Below are 23,804 nucleotides of genomic sequence, written 5' to 3'. Positions count from 1 at the left end.
ACCAGCAGGCAGAAACATGAATAATGATGTGATCTCTCCGGAGTTTGATGAAAATGGTCGCGCAATGCGCCGTATTCGCAGCTTCGTACGTCGTCAGGGCCGCCTGACCAAAGGACAGCAGCATGCGCTGGAGACGCTCTGGCCGGTCATGGGCGTGGAATACCAGCCCGAGCCTGTTGATCTGGCTGGCCTGTTTGGGCGCGAGGCGCCGGTGGTGCTGGAGATTGGTTTCGGTATGGGCGCATCGCTGGTCGCCATGGCGCAGGCGAACCCGCAGCAGGATTTCCTCGGCATTGAAGTGCATTCGCCGGGCGTCGGTGCCTGTCTGCAAAGCGCACATGAGGCTGGCGTGGAGAATCTTCGCGTGATGTGCCACGATGCTGTTGAGGTACTGGAAAAGATGATTCCGGATAACTCGCTGCGTATGGTTCAGCTTTTCTTCCCCGATCCGTGGCATAAAGCCCGTCATAATAAGCGTCGCATCGTTCAGGTGCCTTTTGCCGAGCTGGTGATGCGCAAGCTGAAGCTGGGCGGCGTTTTCCATATGGCGACCGACTGGGAAGCCTACGCGGAGCATATGCTGGAAGTCATGGGCTCGATTTCGGGTTATAAGAACCAGTCAGCAACACAAGATTACGTGCCGCGTCCTGAATCGCGACCGTTAACAAAATTTGAGCAGCGTGGCCAGCGTTTAGGGCACGGTGTTTGGGATCTGATGTTTGAGAGGATTAAATAATGGCTACCCAACGCAGTCGTCGTTTGCGTAAAAAAATGCACATCGATGAGTTCCAGGAACTGGGCTTCTCCGTCGCCTTTTCTTTTCCGGAAGGCACCAGCGAAGAGACGATCGATTCCACCGTCGATGCGCTGATTAACGAAGCGATCGATCCAAACGGCCTGGCCTTTGACGGCAGCGGCTATTTGCAGTGGGAAGGGCTGATTTGCCTGCAGCAAACCGGTAAATGCACCGAAGAGCATCGCGAACTGGTGCGTAAATGGCTGGAAGATCGCAAGCTGAACAACATCCAGGTGACCGAACTTTTTGACGTCTGGTGGGACTAAACTTTTATCTTCTGTCGCTGAGTACCGCGGCAGGCCCGGTAGAAAGTGAATCAGGGCCACGCTTGCGTGGCCCTGTCGATCTCAGGAGAGAGTGAAATGCGTAAAGCGATAATGGTGGGTGCGTTACTTCTGGCCGCAGGCCAGGCACAGGCGGACTACCAGTGCAGCGTGAACCCCCAGGACGATGTTGTTATTTCCCCTCAGAGCGTGAAGGTTGTGGGTGCCAGCGGCAATCTGACCATTACGCCAACGGGCGAAGTACAGCGTAACGGAGAGGCGGTCACGCTGGACACCGCAACCCGTCAGCAGGCGATTAATTATCAGGCTTCGCTGCGCCGGGATTTACCCTGGGTCGATCAGGGCGCGCGTCAGCGTCTGGAGAAAGCGCGCGTCGCGCTGGACGGCGTGATTGTGCAGAAGCTGGGTGAGAGCAGCAACGTGCGTAGCCGGCTGACCACGCTGGACGGCCAGCTTAAGCAGCAGATGAACCGTATTATTGAACATCGCAGCGACGGGCTCACTTTCCACCATCAGGCTATCGACCAGGTGCGTCAGGATGGCGAAAAGCTGGTTCAGAGTGCATTGGGCGGCGTATTGCAGGACAGCCTTAACGAAGTGGGCAGGCAGGGCGGCAACAGCGATAATCCGCTCCAGGCGATCATGGGCAATCTGGGCGGGCTACAGCAGTCTATCCAGGCCGAATGGCGCAGCCAGGAAAAGGATTTTCAGAACTTTGGTCATGAGGTGTGCAACCGGGTGACGACGCTGGAAGCGCAGCGCAAGGCGCTGATTGCCGGACTGAAATAAAAAAACAGGCTGCCTTACGGCAGCCTGCTGAATATCATGCCTCCTGGTGATGAGGCTTTTTATGCGCTGAAGGATGCGCTTTTTCTTTCGCGTGATGTTTTGCCTCCTGGCGGTGTTCACTCTCCCTCTGTTTCTTCACGTGCTTATGACTCTCGTTATGATGCCCTGAGCGCTCGTTATGATGATCTGAACTCACTATCCTGTCGAAGCGATAATGTTCTGAGCCTTTACTGGCATGCCTGTTGCGGTGCGCTGACTTATGATTGTGAAGCTCTGAGTCTTTACGGTCATGCTTGCCGTGATGCGCCATCTCCGGCCTGCGTTCATGATGGTCATCGCCGGCCCAGGCGCTCAGACTTGCAGCAGAAAGCAGTACGGCGAAAAGCACTTTCAGTCCAGATTGTGTCATTGCTATTTCCCTATCGATTGTGAGTAACGATATCCATCGCCGGGCCAGATTCGGCCTCCCACAATTTACTGTCAATAAGAAAACGGGCATTAACGTCTGAACGGAATAGTGATTTTGATAAATATCAAAATGCTTGCGCTAAATCTTATTCGTCGGCCAGAAACAGTTCCAGAAGTGAGTTGAGGAACAGCTTCCCTTTTTCCGTAACCTGCCAGCTTTCTGCCGTTTCGGTCAGATAGCCTTCAGCCAGCGCTTTATCAATCTGCTGACGTATTGCACTTTCATCCAGCCCGGTATAACGGCCAAACTCTTCTCTTGGCGCCGCTTCCAGCAGGCGGAAACGGTTCATAAAGAACTCGAAAGGCTTCTCTTTATCATTAACCTGATGCCGCCTGTCGAGATAATTGCCAGTCATAAAGCCGCGTGGATGTTTAGTTTTGCTGGTACGAATAATCGTACCGTCAGCCTGAGTCAGCTTACCGTGCGCGCCGCAGCCAATCCCCAGATAGTCGCCAAAGCGCCAGTAGTTAAGATTATGCTCGCAGCGATAGCCGGGTTTGGCATAGGCGGATGTTTCGTACTGCTCATAGCCCGCCGCCGTCAGTATCTGATGGCCCTGCTCAAAAATATCCCACAGCGCATCGTCATCGGGCAAAACCGGTGGCCTTGAAGCGTAGAGCGTATTTGGCTCAATCGTGAGCTGATACCAGGAGAGATGCGGCGGGTTGAGTTCAATCGCCTGGCGCAGATCGTCCAGCGCTTCCGTCAGCGACTGGTCTGGCAGGCCGTGCATCAAATCCAGGTTAAAGCTGCGCAGACCGAGAGCGGCGGCAAGCCTGGCCGCACGCTTAGCCTCTTCCGGGCCGTGAATGCGGCCGAGCCGCTCCAGCTTCTGCTGGCTGAAGCTCTGCACGCCAATCGAGATGCGGTTGATACCCGCCCGCTGATAATCGCTGAAGCGATCGGCTTCGACGGTGCCAGGATTAGCTTCCATGGTAATTTCAGCTGTCGGGGAGAGCGGCAGTCGCGCCCGCACGCCGTCCAGCAGCATCTGCATCGCTGCACCAGAGAGCAGGCTCGGCGTGCCCCCGCCGATAAATATCGTTCCGACTTCCCGACCTGAGGCCAGCGGCAGATCGGCATCCAGATCCGCCAGCAGATGCCGCACATACTCTTCATGCGGCACCTCGCCCTTCAGCGCGTGCGAATTGAAGTCGCAGTAGGGACACTTCTGCACGCACCAGGGAATATGAATATAGAGACTGAGCGGAGGAAGATTACCCATTACGCATCGCATCCAGCAGTAGCGTCAGCGCTTTACCCCGGTGAGAAACCGCACGCTTCTCTTCTCTGCTCAGCTCGGCAGCCGTTTTTCCCAGCGCCGGCACATAAAAGATCGGATCGTAGCCGAAGCCGCCTTCACCGGCTGCGCTGCGGGTAATTTCACCTTCCCAGCTGCCGTGAAAGACCAGCGGCGTAGGATCCTCGGCGTGGCGCAGGTAGACCAGAACGCAGTGAAACTGCGCCTGCCGCTTGCCGTCAGGGACCTTTTCCAGCGCCGTGAGCAGCTTGTTTAGATTCTGCAGATCGCTGGCATCTTCTCCGGCGTAGCGGGCGGAGTAGATGCCCGGCGCGCCGCCGAGCGCATCCACCGCCAGGCCTGAATCATCCGCAATGGCGGGCAGGCCGGTGATGGCGGCGGCATGGCGCGCTTTCAGGATCGCATTTTCGATAAACGTCAGGCCAGTCTCTTCGGCCGACGTCACGCCCAGTTCGGTTTGCGCCACGATGTCGAGGCCAAAGGCCGCCAGCAAATCGGCCAGTTCACGAACTTTCCCGGCGTTGCCGGTGGCGAGCACAACTTTTTGCATATTAGATCCAGAATTCATACGGGGTTACAGCAGATACCAGAGGCCGGGAAAGAGATCCATGCCCAGGAAATTCAGCATATAGAGGACGAGGATAACCACCATTGCTGAGAAGTCGATGCCGCCCATGGCCGGCAGGATACGGCGAACAGGGGACATCAGCGGTTCGGTCAGTTGGATCAGCACCTGATCAACCGGCCCGCGGCCCTGGCTTATCCAGCTCATCAGCGAGCGGATGATAATGACCCAGAACACCAGATAACCGGCTGATTTCACCAGCGACAGCAGGCCGACCAGCAGGTTCATCGGATCGACCGAGAAGGCACCGACCTGAATCAGCAACAGAATAGGATACTTCAGCGTGGTCAGCACAAACGCCAGCAGCAGCGAGGCAGTATCAACCGGCCCGACAGACGGCAGGATACGACGCAGCGGCTTAACCACAGGCTGGGTGACCTTGACGATAAACTGCGCCAGCGGGTTATAGAAATCACAACGTGACCACTGCATCCAGATACGTAACAGCAGCACCATTACATACAGGTCGATCAGGGTCTTGACCAGAAAAGTCAACGTCAGCATGGGTTTCCTCAATTAGTGTTGTGGGCGGCGCCATAGTCACGTGCGCCAAAAATCGCGGTGCCAATGCGCACCATCGTACTGCCTGCCGCGATTGCGGCTTCCATATCATCACTCATACCCAGTGAAAGCGTATCAACGGTCGGATACGCTTTTTTCAGCCGGTGGTACGTCTCCGCCATTTTCTGGCAAACGGCCAGCTGACGGTCATAATCCGCCTCCGGCGCAGGGATTGCCATCAGCCCGCGCAGCGTTAAGCGCGGCAGGCTGGCAATGCTCTCCGCCAGCCCGTCCAGCGCCTCCAGCATGATGCCAGATTTACTCTGCTCATCGCTGATATTTATTTGGATCAGCACATTGAGCGGCGGAAGCGACCCGGGACGCTGTTCGTTGAGTCTTGCCGCAATTTTCAGCCGATCGACGGTATGGCACCAGGCGAAGTTTTCCGCAACCAGTCTGCTTTTATTGGATTGCAGCGGTCCGATAAAGTGCCAGATAAGGGCGGGATTCGCCAGCGTCTGCACTTTATCAACACCTTCCTGCACGTAATTTTCACCAAAGCAGCACTGTCCGGCGGCGAACGCTTCTTCGACCGCGCCCGCAGGTTTTGTTTTGCTCACTGCAAGCAGCGTAATTTCTTGTGGATCGCGGCCGCAGCGTGCCGCCGCAGCTGAGATCCGCTCACGAACATACTGTAAGTTGTGCTGAATCGAAGTCATAGTCAGGGAGAAATTATGCGTATTGAGGAGTTAGTGGCCCTTAGTGTAAAGCATAACGCCGGGGATCTGCACCTTTGCAGTGGCCATTCTCCGTTCTGGCGGCGAAACGGCCGGCTGGAAAAGATCCCGTCACACCCCGCCATTGAGGGGAGCGCGCTGGAGGCGCTGGCTGCCGTCTGGCTTAACAGTGCGCAGCAGGCGCTGCTTGAACACGCAGGTCAGATTGACTTTGCCATCACATCAGGTGGTGAGACGCGTCTGCGCGCCAACTTCTTCCGGCAGCGAGGCGGGTTGTCGCTGGCGCTCAGGCTGATAGCCAGCCACACGCCATCACTGGCCGACCTTAAGCTGCCTCCGGTCGCCGGAGAGCTGCTCAGACTGGCAGATGGTCTGGTGCTGGTCACCGGCGCGACCGGCAGCGGAAAGTCCACCACCCTGGCCGCCCTGATCCATGCCCTGAATCAGCAGCAGGATCGTCACATTATCACGCTGGAAGATCCGATCGAATTTCTGCATCACAGTCAGCTTTCGCTGATTCAGCAGCGTGAAGTCGGGCAACACTGTCGCTCGTTCAGCGACGGACTCCGGGGCGCGCTACGGGAAGATCCTGATGTGATTCTGTTGGGGGAGCTGCGAGACGGTGAGACCATTCAGCTTGCGCTGACGGCGGCAGAGACCGGGCATCTGGTGCTGGCCACCCTGCATACGCGCGGTGCCGCGCAGGCGGTTGAGCGACTGGTGGATGTCTTTCCGGGGGCGGAGAAAAATCTTGTCCGCAGCCAGCTGGCTGGCAGTCTGAAGGCGGTAATTGCCCAGAAGCTGGTGCCGGGCAGGGATGAGAGCAGGGTGGCGCTGTTCGAGATACTGGTTAACACGCCCGCGGTCGCCAATATGATCCGCGAGGGAAAAACGCATCAGCTACCGGGACTGCTGCAAACCGGTATGCAGGTGGGGATGCAGACTTTTGAACAAAGCCTGCTGGAACGGCGCAGGCAGGGGCTGGTGCAGTGAGGTTATTTCTCTTTTGTTAATGAGGGATCAAGATGCACAACCGGGTTCTCGGCATAGAGATAGCGATCGACATTGAACTCAAAGTCATCGCTGGTGGCACGGAACAGCATCAGTTTGGTATTTTCCAGATGCTGCCACATCGCCAGCTTGGCGGCATGAGGATCGCGGCGGATCAATGCTTTCAGGATCAGATCGTGCTCTTCACACCAGCTTTCAATCGATTTTTCATCAATATGCTCATGCAGTTTTATCCAGTAAGGATTATGCAGGCGCTGGCTCCACATTTTTTCAACGATAATGGCCAGCGCGCTGTTCTGCGTCGCCTGCGCCACCTGCACGTGGAATTTTAAATCCCACTCTGAGTCACGGAAACGATCTTCCTGGCGGGCATGCTCCTGAATTTCCATCAGGCGCATAATGTCCTGTTTGTTCACCTGGGTTGCGGCAAACTCGGCGATATTACTCTCAATCAGCTGGCGTGCCTGCAGCAGCTCGAAAGGACCTGCGGTATCAAAGTCGTGGCTGTAATCAGAAGTCACCAGGTGGCGCTGCTGATTAGAGATCACATGAATGCCTGAACCTTTGCGCACTTCCACGTAGCCCTCGACTTCGAGCATGATAATGGCTTCGCGTACGACCGTGCGGCTGACATTCATCTCTTCAGCGATAAGCCGCTCCGCCGGCAGTCGTTTACCTACCTCATAAAGCTGACTCGCGATACGATTTTTCAGCTCGGCGGCGACTTTTTGATAGAGCCTTTTCGACTCGAAGAGATCTTCATTGTTGTCACTCACTTCCAGGCCTCTTTTGTTGCGAATGCCGGGCATGGCGCCCGGCATGGATAACTTGTTATACCAATTTAACGCAAAATTAACGAATGAGCCAGCGGCTCACCCGTTAACCTGTCAACTCAGTGCATACCAAACAGACCTGGCAAAGAGAGGCTCAGAGCAGGGATATAGGTCACGGCCAGCAGGCCCAGCAGCAGCACGAAGAAGAAGGGGAGCATGGGCCGGATAAGCGCCTGCAATTTTACGCCAGAGACGGAGCAGCCTACAAACAGGGCGCTGCCTACCGGTGGCGTGCACAGGCCGATGCAGAGGTTGAACACCATCATGATGCCGAAATGCACCGGATCCATACCAAGTTCGGAGACAATTGGCAGGAAGATAGGGGTAAAGATAAGCACTGCGGGGGTCATGTCCATAAAGACACCGACAATCAGCAGGATGACATTGATAATAAGCAGGATAACGAGGGGGTTATCGGAGATATTCATCAGGGCATCGCTGATAGCGTAAGGAATATCGGCGTTGGTCATAGCCCATGACATGCCCACCGAGATGCCTATCAGCAGCAATACGATGGCGGTCGTCACCACCGAATCGAGCATGATGGCTGGCAGATCCTTGATTTTGACCTCGCGATAGATGACCACTGAAAGCAAAAAGGTGTAAACCACGGCAATGGCGGAGGCCTCGGTCGCGGTGAAGATGCCGCCGAGTATACCGCCCATCACAACCACAACCAGAAGCAAACTGGGGATGGCATCCAGGAAGGCGCGCACCACCATGGCGAACGTGGGGCGCTCGGCGACCGGATAACCGCGGCGTCTGGCGATGATGGTGCCGACGGCCATAATGCTTACCCCCATCAGGATGCCGGGCACATAGCCCGCCATAAACAGCGCTGCCACCGAGATACCGCCTGCTGTCAGGGCATAGATGATCAGCACGTTGGAAGGGGGAATCAGCAAACCGGAAATGCAGGAGGTGACGTTGATGGCGGCTGAGTAGGCGGGGTCATAGCCCGCCTTCTTCTGCATGGGGGCCATGGTGCCGCCCACTGCCGCCGCCGCCGCCACCGCAGAACCGGAGATGGAGCCAAACAGCATGTTTGCCATAACGTTGACGTGACCGAGCGAGCCTGGCATACGCCCTACCAGCACCTGGGAGAAGTTGATAAGGCGTTGGGCAATGCCGCCACAGTTCATCAGGGTTCCCGCCAGGATGAAAAAGGGGATCGCCAGTAGCGAGAAGCTGTCGAGGCCGGTCGCCATCTTCTGACCGACCACCGCTAATATGGTTTCCAGAGGCAGCATCATCATGCCGGAGGCCAGCGTCGCCAGACCGATGGAAAAAGAGATAGGCACGCCAGCAAACACCAGCACGAAGAAAGAGCCGAACATGACCAGAGCAATGGTCCAATCCATCAGATGTTCTCCTCTGAAGGGGAAATACCCGGAAGTGGAGCCAGGCTGTCGAGCAGCGTCTCCGCTATGTAGAGCACACAGTAGTAGCTGATGATAAGGCCGCTGATCGGCAGCACCATATAGATATAGGCCATGGGCAGCTGCATCGCAGGCGACACCTGGCCCGAGCTGTAGACCTTGGTCACCAGGGTTAAACCGCCCCATACCATGGCGCTGCTGGCAAACAGCAGCACGCAGAGATCCACGAAAATCTGGTTGATCAGTTTTCGGGTACCCTGCAGGTTGGAGACAAACAGATCGATACTCAGATGACGGCGTTTGCCGGTCGCATAGGCAGCGCCGAGCAGACCGACCCAAATCATACTGAAACGGGCTATCTCATCTGTCATTGTACTGGGTTGCGACAGCACATAACGGCTGAAAACCTGCCATACCACGCAGACAACCAGCAGAAACATCACGGTAACGGTGAACAAGGCGAGTAGCCTGTCTACGGGTCGCTTGAACTTTTCAAGACGCATTGCTCTTCTCCCGGGAGGGCGACAAAGGCCGCCCTCCGCTCATGATTACTGGGCCGCTTCGTTCTCGATTTTGCCGAGCCACTCGCCCCGCACCGGATCCTTACGGAAATCGTCATACAGAGGGGCCAGCGCTGTGCGGAAGGCTTCCTTGTCGACCTGAATGAAGGTGGCACCTGATTCAGTGGCCTGCTTACGCGATGCCGCGACTTCTTTTTCCCACAGTTCCTGCTCATAGGTTTCGGAGTGTTTGGCCGCCGTTTCCAGCACCTGTTTCTGCTCGTCGGAGAGCTTGTCCCACACTTTGGTCGAGATCACCAGGAAGTCCGGAACCGAGGTGTGCTCATCTTCGGAATAGAATTTGGCTACTTCCACGTGGCGGGTCTGCACATAAGAAGGTTCATTATTTTCGGCGCCGTCGATCACGCCTTGCTGGAGCGCGGTATAGACTTCACCGAAAGGAATGGGAGCCGGGGCGGCGCCGAGCAGTTCGATCAGCTTATTGGTGGTCGGGGTGGAGACAACCCGGATCTTCATGCCCTTCATGTCTGCCGGTGTACGAATAGGTTTATTCGCATAAAAGCTGCGGGTTCCGGCCACATAGGCGGCGATAGAGACGAAGCCCTTATCACGCGTATCGGCCATCATGGCACGGCCGATCGGACCATAGATCACTTTGTTGAAATGGGCCTGATCCTTGAACAAATAAGGCAGGCTGAAGATGGAGAAGGCTGGAGAAAAAGGCTCCATTTCGCTGGCACTCGCCTTAGTCATGTCCAGCGCGCCGTTTTGCAACAGTTCCAGCGTTTCGCGCGGGCCGCCCATCTGACCACCCGGATAGATACGCAGCTTCATTTTGCCGTCAGAAGCGGTACTGATCTCTTTAGCCATCTCGGCCAGCGCCTGATGAACTACGTGTTTGGTATCAAGATTATGAGCCAGCTTCAGGGTGATTCTGTCCATGGCATGGGAAGAGAAGGCGGCCAGAGCCAGAGGGGCAGCCATCAGGATGGCGGCGGTGAGCGTTTTCATCTTCATTGGAGCGAAACCTCAAGTATGTGTGTTGTTATCTGCCAGACCGCTCCCGTGAGGATTCAGTCTTAATGTCCTACATCTTCGAGGGGGCAACTGTAATTGGTAGAACATCTGTGGTTATTGAGAGCCATCACAAAAAATGAATACCCCTACGGAATGGATGTCATAAACCCAACGCAGGTCACATTTTATGCTGTTGATAATGGCTGAAAAGCGCGAAAAGCTGTTGATAAATTCTCAGCGCGCCCGGCCTGGTGCTCTCTGGAGCTTAATAACGGCACTCAAGGTTCCTGAGCGCAATCAGAATGATTTTGTGACCTGAGCAGGGTTTTTAGCGCAAGATGACTGGACGAGGTGTCTGGCAAAGCGAATAATTGGTCCAACAACTCTTCTTCTCACCGAGAACCCTAGTACGGAGTAAGCCGAATGACCGCCTTCATAACAGATGACTTTCTGCTGGACACCGAAATGGCTCGTCGCCTTTATCATGAGTTTGCCAAAGACGAACCTATTTTCGATTATCACTGCCATCTCCCTCCAGAGCAGATCGCGCAGGATTACCAGTTTAAAAATCTCTATGACATCTGGCTGAAAGGCGATCACTACAAGTGGCGCGCCATGCGCACCAACGGCGTCGCTGAACGTCTGTGCACCGGGGATGCCAGCGATCGTGAAAAGTTTGACGCCTGGGCCGCCACCGTACCTCACACTATTGGCAATCCGCTTTATCACTGGACGCATCTTGAGCTGCGCCGTCCGTTTGCTATTACGGACAAATTACTCTCTCCGGCAACGGCGGATGAGATCTGGACGCGCTGTAACGCGCTGCTGGCTCAGGATAATTTCAGCGCCCGTGGCATTATGAAACAGATGAAGGTGAAGATGGCGGGAACGACCGACGATCCCATCGATTCACTGGCGCACCATAAGACCATTGCCGACGACAGCAGCTTCGATATCAAAGTGCTGCCAAGCTGGCGTCCCGACAAGGCCTTTAATATTGAAGCGGAAACCTTCAATGACTATATCCAGAAGCTGGAGGCGGCGGCAGATGTCTCCATCCGCCGCTTCAGCGATCTCTGTGAGGCGCTGAAAAGGCGACTGGATCACTTTGCCGCGCACGGCTGTAAAGTGTCCGATCACGCGCTGGATGTCGTGGTATATGGCGAAGCAGACGAATCGACGCTGGACGCCATTCTCTCCCGTCGCCTGAGTGGCGAGATGCCAGACAAAGAGGCCATCGCTCAGTTTAAAACCGGCGTTCTGCTCTATCTGGCATCGGAATACCATTGCCGTCAATGGGTGCAGCAGTATCACATCGGCGCCCTGCGTAATAACAATACCCGCATGTTCCAGCTGCTTGGCGCCGACGTCGGCTTCGACTCCATCAACGATCAGCCCGTAGCTGAGCCTTTATCGAAGCTGCTTGGCGCGCAGGGCATGAACGGCGGCCTGCCAAAAACCATCCTCTACTGCCTGAACCCAGGCGATAACGAAACGATCGCCACCATGGTGGGGAATTTTCAGGGTGAGGGGATGCCGGGCAAGATGCAGTTTGGCTCCGGCTGGTGGTTTAACGATCAGAAAGATGGCATGCAGCGGCAGATGACCCAGCTCGCCAACCTGGGCCTGCTGAGCCGCTTTGTCGGCATGCTGACCGACAGCCGCAGCTTCCTTTCCTATACGCGTCATGAGTATTTCCGCCGCGTACTCTGCCAGATGATTGGCCGCTGGGTGGAGGATGGCGAGGCGCCTGCGGATATCGAACTGCTGGGCAGCATGGTGAAAAACATCTGTTTCGATAACGCTAAACGTTATTTCCAGATTGAACTGAATTAATCCACGAAGGCGCTGACTTCTGCGCCTTCGTTAACAAGAACAAACCCAACAGAGCACGACGGCTGATGGACGACCCGTCCTCAAAGACCGGCACTTGGGTAAATTAAGGTGAATGTAAAATGCAAAGGCTGAATCGCCGTGACTTTCCCGGGCGCCAACATCCCGACAAAATTATTCAGTTCGGTGAAGGCAACTTTTTGCGGGCGTTTGTGGACTGGCAGATCGATCTGCTTAATGAACATACCGATCTGAATGCCGGCATCGTGGTCGTCCGCCCGATTGATACCGACTTTCCCCCTTCGCTCAGCGAGCAGGATGGCCTCTATACCACCATCATCAGCGGCCTGAACGAACAGGGCGAAAAGGTGCGTGAAACCCGCATCATTCGTTCGGTAAATCGTGAAATCAACATCTACAGGCAGTTTGATGACTATCTTGCGCTGGCGCGCGATGCCAATATCCGTTTTGTCTTTTCCAATACCACCGAGGCGGGTATCACCTACATCGAAAGCGATCGTCTTGATGATGCGCCACCGTCCAGTTTTCCAGCCAAGCTGACCCGCCTGCTGTATGAACGCTTCACACATTTTTCCGGTGCGGCTGACAAGGGCTGGGTGCTGCTCCCCTGCGAGCTGATCGACTACAACGGCGACGCCCTGAAAGAACTGGTGCTGCGCTATGCGACACAGTGGGCGCTGCCAGCCTCATTCAGCGAGTGGCTGGAAAGCAGCAATACGTTCTGCTCCACGCTGGTTGACCGCATTGTTACCGGCTATCCGCGCAGCGAGGTAGAGAGCCTCGAAAAAGCGCTGGGCTATCAGGACAGTTTTTTTGACAGTGCAGAATACTTTTACCTGTTTGTTATCCAGGGACCAGCAAGCCTGGCGCAGGAGCTACGTCTGGATCGGCTGCCGCTGAATATCCGGCTGGTGGATGAGATTAAGCCTTATAAAGAGCGCAAGGTGGCGATCCTTAACGGTGCGCATACCGCGCTGGTGCCGGTGGCGTTTCTCTGTGGGATCAACACCGTTGGTGAGGCGATGAACGATGAGCAAATCAGCCGCTTCGTTGAGCTGGCCATCGCAGAGGAAATTTCTCCGGTGCTTGATTTGCCACAGGCGGAACTGCGCTCGTTTGCTCAGGCGGTGCTGAGCCGCTTCCGCAATCCGTTTATTCAGCATCAGCTCTTGTCGATTGCGTTAAACGGCATGACCAAATATCGCACCCGTATTCTGCCGCAGCTGCTTGCCAGCCAGAAAAAATATCAGATCCTGCCGCCGCGTCTGACATTTGCCCTGGCGGCCCTGCTGGCTTTTTACCGGGGCGAACGTCAGGGGGAAATCTATCCGTTACAGGATGATGCGCACTGGCTGAGTCGTTTCTCCGGACTGTGGGGCAGCGTACGCAGCGGCGAAATATCCCTGGCGGCACTGGTAGAAAGCGTCCTGGCTGATGCGGCGCACTGGGGAGAGGATTTAAACAGCGTACCAGGTCTGGCCGCTAAAGTAACCGAACAACTGCAGGCGATTGAAGCGCACGGAATGCGCGCTGCGCTGGCGGCTTACAGCTAAGAGAGCAACCATGCAAAGAATTATCCAGATTCATCCTGACGATAACGTCGCCGTAGCCTTGTGTGATATCAGCGAGGGCGAACAGGTAGACGCCGGCGGCCACACCGTGATCCTGCCGCAGCCGGTGGCGCGCGGTCATAAGTTTGCCCTGAGCGCCATTACCGCCGGAGAGAACATAATTAAATATGGTTTGCCAATCGGGCATGCGCTGGCCGATATCGCACCGGGGACACATATCCATTCGCAAAACAGCAAGACAAACCTGAGCGATCTGGATAGCTATCACTATCAGCCTGAACAAGTGACGTTACCGGCGCAGATGGCCGATCGCGATGTGCAGGTCTTTCGCCGCAAAAACGGTGAAGTTGGCATCCGCAACGAGCTGTGGCTGATCCCTACCGTGGGCTGTGTTAACGGTATCGCCCGACAGATTCAGACTCGTTTTTTAAAAGAGACCAATGACGCAGAAGGCATCGACGGCGTTCATCTTTTTACGCACCCCTTTGGCTGCTCTCAGCTGGGCGACGATCATATAAATACCCGCACCATGCTGCAAAATATGGTGCGACATCCCAATGCGGGGGCGGTACTGGTTATCGGTCTCGGCTGTGAAAATAACCAGGTGGACGCCTTCCGGGAAACGCTTGGCGAGGTTGATGATGAGCGCGTTCGCTTTATGACGCTGCAAAAATTCGACAATGAGGTGGAAGCGGGGCTCGAACGCCTGCGGGAACTCTACGCCGTGATTTGTCGTGACCGGCGTGAAAGCGCTAAGCTCAGCGAGCTGAAGTTTGGCCTGGAGTGCGGCGGCTCTGACGGACTTTCCGGCATTACCGCTAATCCGCTACTGGGACGTTTTTCCGACTATGTGATCGCCAACGGTGGCACATCCGTACTCACCGAAGTGCCGGAAATGTTCGGCGCGGAACGTATTCTGATGAGCCGTTGTCGCGACGAACAGACCTTTGAAAAAACGGTGGCGATGGTCAACGACTTCAAGCGCTATTTTATTGAACACAACCAGCCGATCTATGAAAACCCCTCGCCGGGCAACAAAGCGGGAGGCATCACCACGCTGGAGGAGAAATCTCTGGGCTGTACGCAAAAAGCGGGCCATAGCCCGGTGGTGGACGTGCTGAAATATGGTGAGCGTCTCACCACGCCAGGCCTGAACCTGCTGAGCGCGCCGGGTAATGATGCCGTCGCGACCAGCGCGCTGGCGGGTGCCGGATGCCATATGGTGCTGTTCAGTACCGGTCGCGGCACGCCCTACGGCGGTTTTGTTCCCACCATTAAGCTGGCAACCAACAGCGAGCTGGCGGCAAAAAAACCGCACTGGATCGATTTCGATGCCGGACGGCTGATCCACGGCACCAGCATGGATCGTCTGCTGGAAGAGTTTGTCGATCTGATTGTGGCCATTGCCGATGGCCGTATGGCTAAAAACGAGCTGAATGACTTCCGCGAGCTTGCTATCTTCAAAAGCGGCGTCACACTGTGATCCACCCGCGTTAACGCAGGACAAGCGGCGCGCTACTGATTGCGCGTCGCGTTGCTGTAACAAGGAGATCGCTGGATATGACGTTTTACTGGTTTGCGCAGTCGGTTGGCGTGCTCGCGTTTCTGGTCGGCATCACGATGTTCTTCAACCGCAGCGACCGTCGCTTCAAACAGCAGCTTTCCGCCTATAGCGCGATTATCGGTATTCATTTTTTGATGATGGGTGCCGCGCCGGCAGGCATGAGCGCCTTGCTCAACTCGGTGCGTACGCTGGTTTCGTTGCGCACCCGCAGCCTGTGGGTGATGGTGATATTTATTGCCCTGACGCTGTTCTTCGGGTTGGGCAGGGTGGAGCATCTGATGGAGTTGTTGCCGGTTGGGGCGACGGTTATCAGCACCTGGGCTCTGTTTCGCACCAGCGGACTGACAACGCGCTGCATTATGTGGTGTTCCACCTGCTGCTGGGTAATCCATAACTTCTGGTTAGGGTCTATCGGTGGAACCTTGATTGAAAGCAGTTTCCTGGTTATGAACGGCATCAATATTATTCGCTTCCGGCGTCTGCAGCTGCGCGGCATCGATCCGTTCAAGGTGGAAAAAGAGGTTAAAGCACAGGATGAAAGTCCGTCCGTCCAGTAATCATCTGACGTTTATGACCAGGCGTTCTCAAACCAGCTTTCAAGGATAATCACTGCAGAAAGGGAATCGACGCTGCCCTTGTTCAGTGCGCGAAACCCACCGCGCGCGAAGAGATCGGCGCGTGCTTCGACGGTGCTCAGGCGCTCATCATGCAGATCCACCTGCACGCCGAAGCGGCCATGAAGACGGTTGGCAAACTTGCGGGCGCGGGCGGTCAGCGGCTGCTCGGTGCCATCCATATTCAGCGGCAATCCTACCACCACGCGATCGGGCTGCCACTCTTTCAGCAGCGCCTCGATTTTACTCCAGTCGGGAATACCATCCTGGGCCTTGATGGCGTTGAGCGGCCTTGCCGTGCCGGTCAGCTGCTGACCGATAGCCACGCCAATGCTTTTGGTGCCAAAATCAAAGGCTAACAGCGTCATCATGGACATTAAGCGTGGCCTGCGTCGTTGGTAATATTATGAATATCCACGCCGATACTTTTCGCCGCTTCGCGCCAGCGTTCCGCAATAGGCGTCTGGAAAAGGATCAGGCTGTTGGCGGAGGTGGTCAGCCAGGCGTTTTCCAGCAGTTCGCTTTCAAGCTGGCCTTTCTCCCAGGCGCAGTAGCCCAGCGCGACCAGCACATTTTCAGGCTGTTCAGGCGTGCCTAACGTCTCCAGCACGTCGCGTGAGGTGGTGATCACCGTATTATCTGAGACGCGGATACTGGAAGCAAAAGTGCGCTGTGCAGAGTGCAGAATAAATCCACGATCCTCTGCCAGCGGACCGCCTGCAAACACGGGCTTGTCGAGTTTAGCCTCGGGATCGCGCGGCGTAGGCATAATTTTAAGCTTCTTGAGAATGCCGTCGACGGTGAGGTTTTCCATCGGCTTATTCACGATCAGGCCCATGGCACCATCGTCATTATGCTCACAGATATAGACCACCGAACGCTTAAAGAGCGGATCCGAAAGCGCGGGCATCGCAATCAAAAAATGATGCTGTAAATTCATTATCAAGGTTCTGTCTTCGGGTTAACCGCCCACGACCAGCGCCGTGAGCGATGTTAACGGATTAATAGAGGGCCCGTTGACCCCGCTCAGGCTATCAGGCCAGGCGCTTCTCAATAGCATCCATCAGCATACCAGTAATGGAGATTGGGAATGCGGCCTCGATCTCACGTATACAGGTTGGGCTGGTCACGTTAATTTCGGTCAGCTTGTCACCGATAATATCCAGTCCTACAAAGATCAGACCTTTCGCTTTCAGCGCCGGGCCAACGCGGCGGGCGATTTCCCAGTCGCTGTCGGAGAGGGGACGGGCTTCGCCACGACCGCCAGCGGCCAGGTTGCCGCGCGTTTCACCTGATTTAGGGATGCGCGCCAGGCAGTAAGGCACCGGCTCGCCATCAATGACCAGCACGCGCTTGTCGCCTTCTTTGATGGCGGGCAGATAGTTTTGCGCCATGCAGTAGAAGTTACCATGCTCGGTCAGCGTTTCAATAATAACTGACAGGTTAGGATCGCCCTCTTTAACGCGGAAAATCGACGCGCCGCCCATGCCGTCGAGCGGCTTAAGGATGATATCGCCATGCTGCTGCCAGAATTCCCGTACCTGGCTTGCACTACGTGTGACCAGCGTATCTGGCGTCAGTTCCGCAAACCAGGCGGTATAAAGCTTTTCATTGCAGTCACGCAGGCTCTGCGGTTTGTTGACGATCAGCGTCCCTTTTTCTTCCGCGCGTTCCAGAATGTAGGTGGCATAGATGAATTCAGTATCGAAAGGGGGATCCTTACGCATCAGCACCACGTTCAGGTCAGCCAGGGCGATATCCTGCTCGCTGCCGAACTCAAACCATTTATCGTAGTTTTGCTCAACGCTGAGCATCCGGGTCTGTGCACGCGCTTCACCGCCGCGCAGATAGAGATCTTTCATCTCCATGTAATGGATTTCATACCCACGGCGCTGGGCTTCCAGGAGCATGGCGAAGCTGCTGTCTTTTTTAATATTGATGGAGGTAATCGGGTCCATCACAATGCCAAGCTTAATCATTTTTATTTCTCCAGTGAGCTGTCTTACTAGCTGTCTTGAACGCAGGCCGGGCACAGATAAGTTGTTACCCCCCTGACAGTGTGTGTCGGGCTGGCCGGATGGGCCAGCGCTGCGAATACTTCACGCCCGTTAAACGCAGCGGATCCTGCTTGCCAGTGTCTGTCATTCCACCCGCGGCGATACGGCGGGGAAAGCCCTCTGTTCAGCCTAAATCTCCAAACCGGACCTGAAGGGCGGTCATGGCGGTCAGCGCGGTGGTTTCCGTGCGTAACACCCGCGGCCCGAGAAGAATATCGGTGAACCCATATTGCGCCGTCATCGCAATTTCCCCTGCTGACAGGCCGCCCTCAGGGCCGATAAGCAGCCGTACGCGGCTGACGGGCAGCGGCAGTGTATTAATGCTCTGGCTGGCTCTGGGATGCAGGTTCAGCTTCATTCCCTCTTCCGGCTCCGCACACCAGGCTTCCAGCATCATCGGCGTCCGGACTTCGGGCACGGTGTTTCTGCCGCACTGTTCACAGGCGGCAATCACGATTTTCTGCCACTGCTGGACCTTTTTCGCCAGCCTTTCTGCGTCAAGCTTTACGCCACAGCGCTCAGAAAACAAGGGGGTAATCGTATTTACCCCCAGTTCGACCGCTTTCTGGATGGTGAACTCCATCTTCTCACCGCGCGACATCACCTGGCCTAAATGCAGGTGGAGCGGGGATTCCCGGCTCTCTTCGCGGCTTTCGCCCACGGAAACGCGAACGCTTTTTTTGTCAGCCTGCACAATTGTGGCTGGAAAAGTCAGATTACTGCCATCGAAGAGTTCCAGGGCCTCTCCCGGCCCCATTCTCAGCACGCGGCCTACATGATTTGCCGCGTCGTCGCAGAGGGAAATTTCACTGTCCGGGGTTAAGGGTTCGGGATGGTAAATGCGGGGTATGCGCATGGAAATCCTGCTTAAAGTTGCAGACCGTGCCGCAGCACAGCCCAGAAGATGAGCACTAGTTTAGGTCAGCGATTTTACCGCTGGCAAGCCTGCTGTACATAGGGATTATGATTTCCCTGCACGCGGGCGATGCGATCGTCGCGTTTACATTCCCACTGCGACACCGGGTACTGTTTGTTCCAGACCGTCATCAGCTGCGTTTGCTGTTTCGACATGGCAAGCTGATAGCGATCCCGCATATAGAACCAGGTGCGGGCAATAACACCTCTGGCACGGGCTGGCGGCTCTGCTTGCCTGTTTTTGAAGTCGACCTTCATTTCACACTGACCATACTGGCCTTCACCGCCTTTCCACTGGCTGTACATAAAGTTGCCGCGATCGCCATTCACTTCGCCGATAGCCGGCTGCAAGTTATGCAAATCCGTTTCCATATGACGATAAACGGGATCTTTTGCGCACTGCTTCCTGCCGCCGTTCTGCCAGCACTGGCGCTGATGGCCAAAGGACCAGGCCGGCACAATATGTTCCCACTCAATCCGGCTTGCCCGGTTAGCATTCTTGCGGACCTGATAGCCACAAGATGCGAGGTCGGGAACGCCTTTCTTCCCTTTCCACGCAATAGTACAGCCGCAGTAAACCGTACCGGGCGCATCTGCGTTGATCTGAGCAGCATAGGATTTGGCCTGGGAGAAGCTGTTTTGACGGTAATTATCCAGGCTGAGGCCGTGGGCATAAAAGACGGGAACGAGCAGGGAAAGGCCAAGGCAGCCAATAATTTTGCGAAGCATAATCCAGAATATCGGTAACAAAACGAGGCGGCGAGAGTAACAGAAGCGGCCTGTTTTCGGAAATGCGTGTGGTTAAAATGGCGCTAATTTTCCGGATATTGTGCTGTTACAGCGCATTTTCAGATAAGACGTAGTCGCCCGGCTGCAAGCGTTCGCCGCAGTAGACGCAGCGATACTCACTTTCACCGCGCAGGATGCGGTTATGGCGGCGCACGGTAAGTTGATGCTGCTGACAGCGGCAGCGATACGGGAAGCTGCGGCTGCGCACCGAAGCGATCTCAAACTGATGCGTCCGGCGTGCCGGCACGTCCAGCACGCTTTCCATCATCCATTTCCACTCTTTACCGTGTGGGGCCACCCGGCCAAAGTGCTTCCAGACCAGCAGATGCGCAAGCTCGTGCGGTACTACTTCACTGATAAACGCCTGCTGATTCTCGAGCAGCAGCACGGGATTCAGGCGGATTTCCCAGCTCTGTAGCCAGGCGGTGCCCGCAGCGGTGCCGCGCTGCTGATAATGCAGCGCCGGTTCCGGATAGTTACGGTCCAGTCGTTGATTAGCCAGCTGGAGTTTTTCACGCAGCGAACGCATCACGGCCTGCTGAAGCGCAATAGGAAGTCTGAGGGGTTTCATAATGCTGAGAATACGATGGCAACGCGGGGATAGCAATGAGGCTGGCCGGGTTTCCCCGGCCAGATTGACTTAGTCGCGCTGACCGATGTCACGCAGCTTTTTGCCGCCTAACAGGTTGCGCTCAATGTGTTCCAGAGAAACGTTTTTGGTTTCCGGGATCAGCATGATGGTCAGCAAGATAAAGACCACGTTCAGGCCCGCATAGACCCAGAAGGTATTAGCGTTACCCAGGGTGTTCAGCATGGTCAGGAAGGTGGCGCCGACGATCATGTTGGCAATCCAGTTGGTCGTGGTGGAGACGGTGATACCGAAATCACGCCCTTTAAGCGGCTGGATTTCAGAACAAAGTACCCAGATCAGCGGACCGGCGCTCATGGCAAAACCGATGATAAACATCAGCAGCATAGCGACCGCAAAATATTGCGCGCTCACTGAGTTGATGCCGACATGCAGCATGGTGCCGAGGATACCCATTCCGGTTGCCATTACCATAAAGCCCAGAATCAGGGTTGGCTTACGGCCCCAGCGGTCAACCAGGCCGATCGCGATAAAGGTCGCCAGCACGTTGATCAGACCAACGATAACGGTTCCCCACATCTGCTCGGTAGTATTGGAAAAGCCCGCAATTTCAAAAATCTTCGGCGCGTAGTACATGATGACGTTCATGCCGGTGAACTGTTGCATAACCTGCAAAAGCACGCCCAGATAAACCGCACGACGGAAGTTACTGTTGTCTTTGAACAGGCTCCAGCCGGACTGTTTGATCTTCAGGCTTTCACGGATTTCGTCCAGTTCGCGCTTCGCCTGCTCGCTGGTATCACGCAGACGATCGAGAACGCGCTGCGCATCGCGGAAGTCACCACGGGCAGCCAGCCAGCGTGGACTGTTCGGCAGGAAGAAAACACCGACCAGCAGCAGCAGGGCAGGGATAGTAATAATCCCCAACATCCAGCGCCATGAGCCGGTGTAGCTGAAAGCAGTATCGGAGAGATAAGCGCCCAGGATCCCGATGGTAATCATCAGCTGGTACAGGGAAATCATACTGCCGCGGATCTTCTCAGGAGCAATTTCTGAGAGGTAGAGCGGGGCGGTATAAGAAGCGACACCAACGGCCAGGCCCAGCAGGACACGGGCAACGATCAGCATTTCAGGGTTCGGTGCCATTGCCGACCAGAGCGATCCAATAACAAACAGGACAGCGCCGATCATCAGGCTCTTTTTGCGGCCCAGGCTTGAGGACATCCAGCCGCTGCCGACAGCACCGACTGCAGCACCAAACATCATCGAACTGACAATCCACTCCTGCTGATGCGCAGTCACATTAAATTCATCTGCGATAAAGGGCAGCGCGCCGGCAATAACACCGATGTCCAGACCAAACAGCAGACCGGCAAGGGCTGCAAGAAAACAGACAAAATAGGTCATCGCCTTGTTCGATGTTCTGCTCTTCTTTTTATTTTCAGGCATAAAGCCTCCATAGTAAGTAGTACGACCTGTTGTTGTTATAAATGTTAGAAAACCTTCACGCGCGAGACTGTGCGTCAGATCACAGAGGTGTAATCGGTTACACCTCAAATCTTCCGGGAAAAGTCGTGGATCATACGCGTTTACGCTTTATAACCAGTTAGACATAGCATTAAACAGTTTCTCTTAATTCCCTGGTTGTCCTCTATCGGACAGCGCTGAAAATAGCGCATTAAGGGAGGGGTTGTCAGTCCTGTAAATTCTTAATTGTAAGAAAAAACAGAATGTTTCTGACTGTAACCGTTAACACTCACAGCCGCTCAGGCCGAAAAAAGTGTAGCGAATAGCGGTAAGACTGCCAGTGAGCAGACAGTAAAAAGGGCACCCTGGGGTGCCCTTGGTCATGCCTGGAAAGTTTATTTCAGACCGGCAGCATCGCGCAGCTGGGCGGCTTTGTCGGTTTTTTCCCATGGGAAATGTTCGCGACCAAAGTGGCCATAGGCTGCGGTTTCACGATAGATAGGATGCAGCAGGTCCAGCATCTGGATCAGGCCATAAGGACGCAGGTCGAAGAATTCGCGTACCAGCAGGGTCAGCTGTTCGGTGGAGATTTTCTCAGTGCCGAAAGTTTCAACCATGATGGAGGTAGGCTCCGCCACGCCGATAGCATAGGAAACCTGAATCTCACAGCGGTCAGCCAGACCGGCGGCGACGATATTTTTCGCCACGTAGCGGGCAGCATAGGCCGCTGAACGGTCCACTTTAGAAGGATCTTTACCGGAGAAAGCACCGCCACCGTGACGGGCCATGCCGCCGTAGGTATCCACGATGATTTTACGGCCAGTCAGTCCACAGTCGCCCATTGGGCCGCCAATCACAAAGCGTCCGGTTGGGTTGATGTGGTATTTGGTATTTTCGTTGATCCACTCCGCAGGCAGCACCGGCTTGATGATGGTTTCCATCACCGCTTCCTGCAGGTCTTTCTGGGAGATCTCTTCCGAGTGCTGCGTCGAGAGCACGACTGCATCAATGCCGACGATGTTGCCATTGTCGTACTGGAAAGTGATCTGGCTTTTCGCATCCGGGCGCAGCCACGGCAACGTGCCGTTTTTGCGCACTTCAGACTGACGCTGTACCAGACGGTGCGCGTAAGTGACAGGCGCAGGCATCAGCACATCGGTTTCATTGGTGGCATAGCCAAACATCAGGCCCTGATCGCCCGCGCCCTGTTCCAGCGGATCGGCACGGTCAACGCCCTGGTTGATATCGGGTGACTGCTTGCCAATGGCGTTAAGCACTGCGCAGGAGTTGGCATCAAAACCCATATCAGAATGAACATATCCGATTTCACGCACGGTGTTACGGGTGATCTCTTCGATATCGACCCATGCAGAAGTGGTGATTTCGCCACCAACCAGCACCATGCCGGTTTTGACATAGGTTTCGCAGGCGACACGCGCTTTCGGATCCTGCTCCAGGATGGCATCGAGCACGGCATCAGAAATCTGATCGGCGATCTTATCGGGATGTCCTTCTGATACGGACTCGGATGTAAAAAGGTGTTTGGCCATTTTATTCTTTACCTTACTAAAACGGGGTTAAAATCGACTGCATAGCGCTGAAGACCGGGCACCAGCCTGCACGATCGGCATCTGGCGTATTCTCAGCGCTCCCTCAGGCAAAGCCATGAGCAGGATAGTCATGCGAAGACGCTTAGCAGTTAACCAGTATGGATGGATTAACATCTGGACGGCTATTTTAGGTTACTCATTAAGCGGATTGCCAGCCTTTTTTCAACAATGCGGCTATCTTGTCGCGGCGGAAGTGGCAAATTTTCCTGACAGGATACGCACTTCGCACATTTTGATTTTGCATTTCTTGCGCGCTGGCTGTATAAAACGCCGCTGCTTTGCACCCGACGTAACGGGGCAGGCGGCAGGCGCGTCAGCTGTGACTGCTTCACACTGACCTTTCACCCTCAGCATATTTGGTTTTCCATACGCCGTCTGGTGTGTGTGGAGGTGATAACAGTCATGATCACAGGCGTGGATAATTCCGGTCCATTACGCAGTTCTGGCGTGCCCCTTTCCCCTTCTTACTACTATGCTCATGCCCGATGTCGCTTTGCCGGCGCCGTCAGCCATCAATCTGACATTCGCGCAGGCTAATCTCTCGCAATCGC

Annotated in this window: 25 protein-coding genes; 8 read left to right on the top strand and 17 right to left on the bottom strand. The window is 55.3% G+C overall.

Translation table 11 applies throughout. The features are described from left to right. Positions 1-16: 16 nt before the first annotated feature. From trmB to EA20_RS0105095, 3 genes are all read left to right on the top strand, one after another. Positions 17-736: a tRNA (guanosine(46)-N7)-methyltransferase TrmB gene (gene trmB, locus EA20_RS0105105; protein WP_024965810.1), complete on the top strand. Its 720-nt coding sequence runs from the start codon at positions 17-19 to the stop codon at positions 734-736. Then, the gene (locus EA20_RS0105100) at positions 736-1,062 is read left to right on the top strand and encodes a YggL family protein (RefSeq protein WP_024965809.1); all 327 of its coding nucleotides are present in this window, start codon (positions 736-738) and stop codon (positions 1,060-1,062) included. The genes trmB and EA20_RS0105100 overlap by 1 nt, the downstream gene beginning before the upstream one ends. A gap of 96 nt (positions 1,063-1,158) precedes the next feature. Continuing rightward, positions 1,159-1,869, top strand: coding sequence for a DUF2884 domain-containing protein (locus tag EA20_RS0105095; protein ID WP_024965808.1), 711 nt, complete (start codon positions 1,159-1,161; stop codon positions 1,867-1,869). 34 nt (positions 1,870-1,903) lie between these two features. On the opposite strand, the gene EA20_RS0105090 is transcribed toward EA20_RS0105095, so the two are convergent. The 5 genes from EA20_RS0105090 to EA20_RS0105070 all read right to left on the bottom strand — a co-directional run bounded on the left by EA20_RS0105090 (position 1,904) and on the right by EA20_RS0105070 (position 5,444). Further along, the gene (locus tag EA20_RS0105090; RefSeq protein ID WP_024965807.1) at positions 1,904-2,278 is read right to left on the bottom strand and encodes a hypothetical protein; all 375 of its coding nucleotides are present in this window, start codon (positions 2,276-2,278) and stop codon (positions 1,904-1,906) included. A gap of 145 nt (positions 2,279-2,423) precedes the next feature. Next, on the bottom strand, positions 2,424-3,563 hold the full coding sequence (gene hemW / locus EA20_RS0105085) for a radical SAM family heme chaperone HemW (protein ID WP_024965806.1): 1,140 nt from the start codon (positions 3,561-3,563) through the stop codon (positions 2,424-2,426). Further along, a complete protein-coding gene (locus tag EA20_RS0105080; protein ID WP_024965805.1) occupies positions 3,556-4,149 on the bottom strand; it encodes an XTP/dITP diphosphatase in 594 nt (197 codons plus the stop codon). The genes hemW and EA20_RS0105080 overlap by 8 nt, the downstream gene beginning before the upstream one ends. 24 nt (positions 4,150-4,173) lie before the next feature. Next, positions 4,174-4,728 carry a YggT family protein gene (locus tag EA20_RS0105075; protein WP_024965804.1) on the bottom strand — a complete coding sequence of 185 codons (555 nt, stop codon included), beginning with the start codon at positions 4,726-4,728 and terminating at the stop codon, positions 4,174-4,176. Between the two features lie 8 nt (positions 4,729-4,736). Further along, a complete protein-coding gene (locus EA20_RS0105070; protein ID WP_024965803.1) occupies positions 4,737-5,444 on the bottom strand; it encodes a YggS family pyridoxal phosphate-dependent enzyme in 708 nt (235 codons plus the stop codon). Positions 5,445-5,459: 15 nt separating this feature from the next. Here EA20_RS0105070 and EA20_RS0105065 point away from each other — a divergent pair, with 15 nt between their 5' ends. Continuing rightward, positions 5,460-6,455, top strand: a complete 996-nt coding sequence (locus EA20_RS0105065) for a type IV pilus twitching motility protein PilT (RefSeq protein ID WP_024965802.1) — start codon at positions 5,460-5,462, stop codon at positions 6,453-6,455. Positions 6,456-6,457: 2 nt separating this feature from the next. Here the strand turns inward: EA20_RS0105065 and exuR are convergent, their stop codons facing one another. From exuR to EA20_RS0105045, 4 genes are all read right to left on the bottom strand, one after another. Next, positions 6,458-7,249 carry a transcriptional regulator ExuR gene (gene exuR / locus EA20_RS0105060; RefSeq protein ID WP_038381526.1) on the bottom strand — a complete coding sequence of 264 codons (792 nt, stop codon included), beginning with the start codon at positions 7,247-7,249 and terminating at the stop codon, positions 6,458-6,460. A 116-nt stretch (positions 7,250-7,365) separates the two neighbouring features. Continuing rightward, positions 7,366-8,667 (bottom strand): TRAP transporter large permease, encoded by a 1,302-nt coding sequence (locus EA20_RS0105055; RefSeq protein ID WP_024965800.1) that lies wholly within the window; start codon positions 8,665-8,667, stop codon positions 7,366-7,368. Beyond that, entirely contained in the window at positions 8,667-9,188 is a 522-nt protein-coding gene (locus tag EA20_RS0105050; protein ID WP_024965799.1) for a TRAP transporter small permease, read from the bottom strand. The genes EA20_RS0105055 and EA20_RS0105050 overlap by 1 nt, the downstream gene beginning before the upstream one ends. Positions 9,189-9,233: 45 nt before the next feature. Further along, positions 9,234-10,223 (bottom strand): TRAP transporter substrate-binding protein, encoded by a 990-nt coding sequence (locus EA20_RS0105045; protein WP_024965798.1) that lies wholly within the window; start codon positions 10,221-10,223, stop codon positions 9,234-9,236. A gap of 423 nt (positions 10,224-10,646) precedes the next feature. Here EA20_RS0105045 and uxaC point away from each other — a divergent pair, with 423 nt between their 5' ends. The 4 genes from uxaC (at position 10,647) to EA20_RS0105020 (ending at position 15,769) form a co-directional block, all read left to right on the top strand. Continuing rightward, positions 10,647-12,059, top strand: coding sequence for a glucuronate isomerase (uxaC, locus tag EA20_RS0105035; protein WP_024965797.1), 1,413 nt, complete (start codon positions 10,647-10,649; stop codon positions 12,057-12,059). Between the two features lie 119 nt (positions 12,060-12,178). Continuing rightward, positions 12,179-13,630, top strand: a complete 1,452-nt coding sequence (locus EA20_RS0105030) for a tagaturonate reductase (protein WP_024965796.1) — start codon at positions 12,179-12,181, stop codon at positions 13,628-13,630. A gap of 10 nt (positions 13,631-13,640) precedes the next feature. Continuing rightward, the gene (locus EA20_RS0105025; RefSeq protein ID WP_024965795.1) at positions 13,641-15,131 is read left to right on the top strand and encodes a UxaA family hydrolase; all 1,491 of its coding nucleotides are present in this window, start codon (positions 13,641-13,643) and stop codon (positions 15,129-15,131) included. Positions 15,132-15,208: 77 nt separating this feature from the next. Then, a complete protein-coding gene (locus tag EA20_RS0105020; RefSeq protein ID WP_024965794.1) occupies positions 15,209-15,769 on the top strand; it encodes a YgjV family protein in 561 nt (186 codons plus the stop codon). A gap of 11 nt (positions 15,770-15,780) precedes the next feature. On the opposite strand, the gene ruvX is transcribed toward EA20_RS0105020, so the two are convergent. The 8 genes from ruvX to metK all read right to left on the bottom strand — a co-directional run bounded on the left by ruvX (position 15,781) and on the right by metK (position 23,193). Next, positions 15,781-16,203, bottom strand: coding sequence for a Holliday junction resolvase RuvX (gene ruvX / locus EA20_RS0105015; RefSeq protein WP_024965793.1), 423 nt, complete (start codon positions 16,201-16,203; stop codon positions 15,781-15,783). Beyond that, positions 16,203-16,766 (bottom strand): YqgE/AlgH family protein, encoded by a 564-nt coding sequence (locus EA20_RS0105010; RefSeq protein ID WP_024965792.1) that lies wholly within the window; start codon positions 16,764-16,766, stop codon positions 16,203-16,205. Before EA20_RS0105010 ends, ruvX begins: the two co-directional genes overlap by 1 nt. A 94-nt stretch (positions 16,767-16,860) precedes the next feature. Then, positions 16,861-17,805, bottom strand: a complete 945-nt coding sequence (gshB, locus tag EA20_RS0105005) for a glutathione synthase (RefSeq protein ID WP_024965791.1) — start codon at positions 17,803-17,805, stop codon at positions 16,861-16,863. Positions 17,806-18,007: 202 nt separating this feature from the next. Continuing rightward, on the bottom strand, positions 18,008-18,739 hold the full coding sequence (rsmE, locus tag EA20_RS0105000; RefSeq protein ID WP_024965790.1) for a 16S rRNA (uracil(1498)-N(3))-methyltransferase: 732 nt from the start codon (positions 18,737-18,739) through the stop codon (positions 18,008-18,010). A 74-nt stretch (positions 18,740-18,813) separates the two neighbouring features. Continuing rightward, positions 18,814-19,527: a deoxyribonuclease I gene (gene endA, locus EA20_RS0104995; RefSeq protein WP_024965789.1), complete on the bottom strand. Its 714-nt coding sequence runs from the start codon at positions 19,525-19,527 to the stop codon at positions 18,814-18,816. 106 nt (positions 19,528-19,633) lie between these two features. Further along, positions 19,634-20,158 (bottom strand): SprT family zinc-dependent metalloprotease, encoded by a 525-nt coding sequence (locus tag EA20_RS0104990; protein ID WP_024965788.1) that lies wholly within the window; start codon positions 20,156-20,158, stop codon positions 19,634-19,636. 69 nt (positions 20,159-20,227) lie between these two features. After that, entirely contained in the window at positions 20,228-21,625 is a 1,398-nt protein-coding gene (locus EA20_RS0104985) for a sugar porter family MFS transporter (protein WP_024965787.1), read from the bottom strand. A gap of 413 nt (positions 21,626-22,038) precedes the next feature. Then, positions 22,039-23,193 (bottom strand): methionine adenosyltransferase, encoded by a 1,155-nt coding sequence (gene metK / locus EA20_RS0104980; RefSeq protein ID WP_024965786.1) that lies wholly within the window; start codon positions 23,191-23,193, stop codon positions 22,039-22,041. Positions 23,194-23,804: the final 611 nt, after the last annotated feature.

This window comes from Pantoea sp. IMH (assembly GCF_000599885.1).
Taxonomy (GTDB): Bacteria; Pseudomonadota; Gammaproteobacteria; order Enterobacterales; family Enterobacteriaceae; genus Erwinia.
The sequence above is the reverse complement of the archived record's forward strand: the minus strand, read 5'-3'. Positions and strand labels throughout refer to the sequence as shown.

What these genes read in the sequence shown, in the direction of transcription:
- trmB (WP_024965810.1), top strand. Translation starts at nt 17, where the DNA reads ATGAATAATGATGTGATCTCTCCGGAGTTTGATGAAAATGGTCGCGCA.
- EA20_RS0105100 (WP_024965809.1), top strand. Translation starts at nt 736, where the DNA reads ATGGCTACCCAACGCAGTCGTCGTTTGCGTAAAAAAATGCACATCGAT.
- EA20_RS0105095 (WP_024965808.1), top strand. Translation starts at nt 1,159, where the DNA reads ATGCGTAAAGCGATAATGGTGGGTGCGTTACTTCTGGCCGCAGGCCAG.
- EA20_RS0105090 (WP_024965807.1), bottom strand. Translation starts at nt 2,278, where the DNA reads ATGACACAATCTGGACTGAAAGTGCTTTTCGCCGTACTGCTTTCTGCT.
- hemW (WP_024965806.1), bottom strand. Translation starts at nt 3,563, where the DNA reads ATGGGTAATCTTCCTCCGCTCAGTCTCTATATTCATATTCCCTGGTGC.
- EA20_RS0105080 (WP_024965805.1), bottom strand. Translation starts at nt 4,149, where the DNA reads ATGCAAAAAGTTGTGCTCGCCACCGGCAACGCCGGGAAAGTTCGTGAA.
- EA20_RS0105075 (WP_024965804.1), bottom strand. Translation starts at nt 4,728, where the DNA reads ATGCTGACGTTGACTTTTCTGGTCAAGACCCTGATCGACCTGTATGTA.
- EA20_RS0105070 (WP_024965803.1), bottom strand. Translation starts at nt 5,444, where the DNA reads ATGACTTCGATTCAGCACAACTTACAGTATGTTCGTGAGCGGATCTCA.
- EA20_RS0105065 (WP_024965802.1), top strand. Translation starts at nt 5,460, where the DNA reads ATGCGTATTGAGGAGTTAGTGGCCCTTAGTGTAAAGCATAACGCCGGG.
- EA20_RS0105055 (WP_024965800.1), bottom strand. Translation starts at nt 8,667, where the DNA reads ATGGATTGGACCATTGCTCTGGTCATGTTCGGCTCTTTCTTCGTGCTG.
- EA20_RS0105050 (WP_024965799.1), bottom strand. Translation starts at nt 9,188, where the DNA reads ATGCGTCTTGAAAAGTTCAAGCGACCCGTAGACAGGCTACTCGCCTTG.
- EA20_RS0105045 (WP_024965798.1), bottom strand. Translation starts at nt 10,223, where the DNA reads ATGAAGATGAAAACGCTCACCGCCGCCATCCTGATGGCTGCCCCTCTG.
- uxaC (WP_024965797.1), top strand. Translation starts at nt 10,647, where the DNA reads ATGACCGCCTTCATAACAGATGACTTTCTGCTGGACACCGAAATGGCT.
- EA20_RS0105030 (WP_024965796.1), top strand. Translation starts at nt 12,179, where the DNA reads ATGCAAAGGCTGAATCGCCGTGACTTTCCCGGGCGCCAACATCCCGAC.
- EA20_RS0105025 (WP_024965795.1), top strand. Translation starts at nt 13,641, where the DNA reads ATGCAAAGAATTATCCAGATTCATCCTGACGATAACGTCGCCGTAGCC.
- EA20_RS0105020 (WP_024965794.1), top strand. Translation starts at nt 15,209, where the DNA reads ATGACGTTTTACTGGTTTGCGCAGTCGGTTGGCGTGCTCGCGTTTCTG.
- ruvX (WP_024965793.1), bottom strand. Translation starts at nt 16,203, where the DNA reads ATGTCCATGATGACGCTGTTAGCCTTTGATTTTGGCACCAAAAGCATT.
- EA20_RS0105010 (WP_024965792.1), bottom strand. Translation starts at nt 16,766, where the DNA reads ATGAATTTACAGCATCATTTTTTGATTGCGATGCCCGCGCTTTCGGAT.
- gshB (WP_024965791.1), bottom strand. Translation starts at nt 17,805, where the DNA reads ATGATTAAGCTTGGCATTGTGATGGACCCGATTACCTCCATCAATATT.
- rsmE (WP_024965790.1), bottom strand. Translation starts at nt 18,739, where the DNA reads ATGCGCATACCCCGCATTTACCATCCCGAACCCTTAACCCCGGACAGT.
- endA (WP_024965789.1), bottom strand. Translation starts at nt 19,527, where the DNA reads ATGCTTCGCAAAATTATTGGCTGCCTTGGCCTTTCCCTGCTCGTTCCC.
- EA20_RS0104990 (WP_024965788.1), bottom strand. Translation starts at nt 20,158, where the DNA reads ATGAAACCCCTCAGACTTCCTATTGCGCTTCAGCAGGCCGTGATGCGT.
- EA20_RS0104985 (WP_024965787.1), bottom strand. Translation starts at nt 21,625, where the DNA reads ATGCCTGAAAATAAAAAGAAGAGCAGAACATCGAACAAGGCGATGACC.
- metK (WP_024965786.1), bottom strand. Translation starts at nt 23,193, where the DNA reads ATGGCCAAACACCTTTTTACATCCGAGTCCGTATCAGAAGGACATCCC.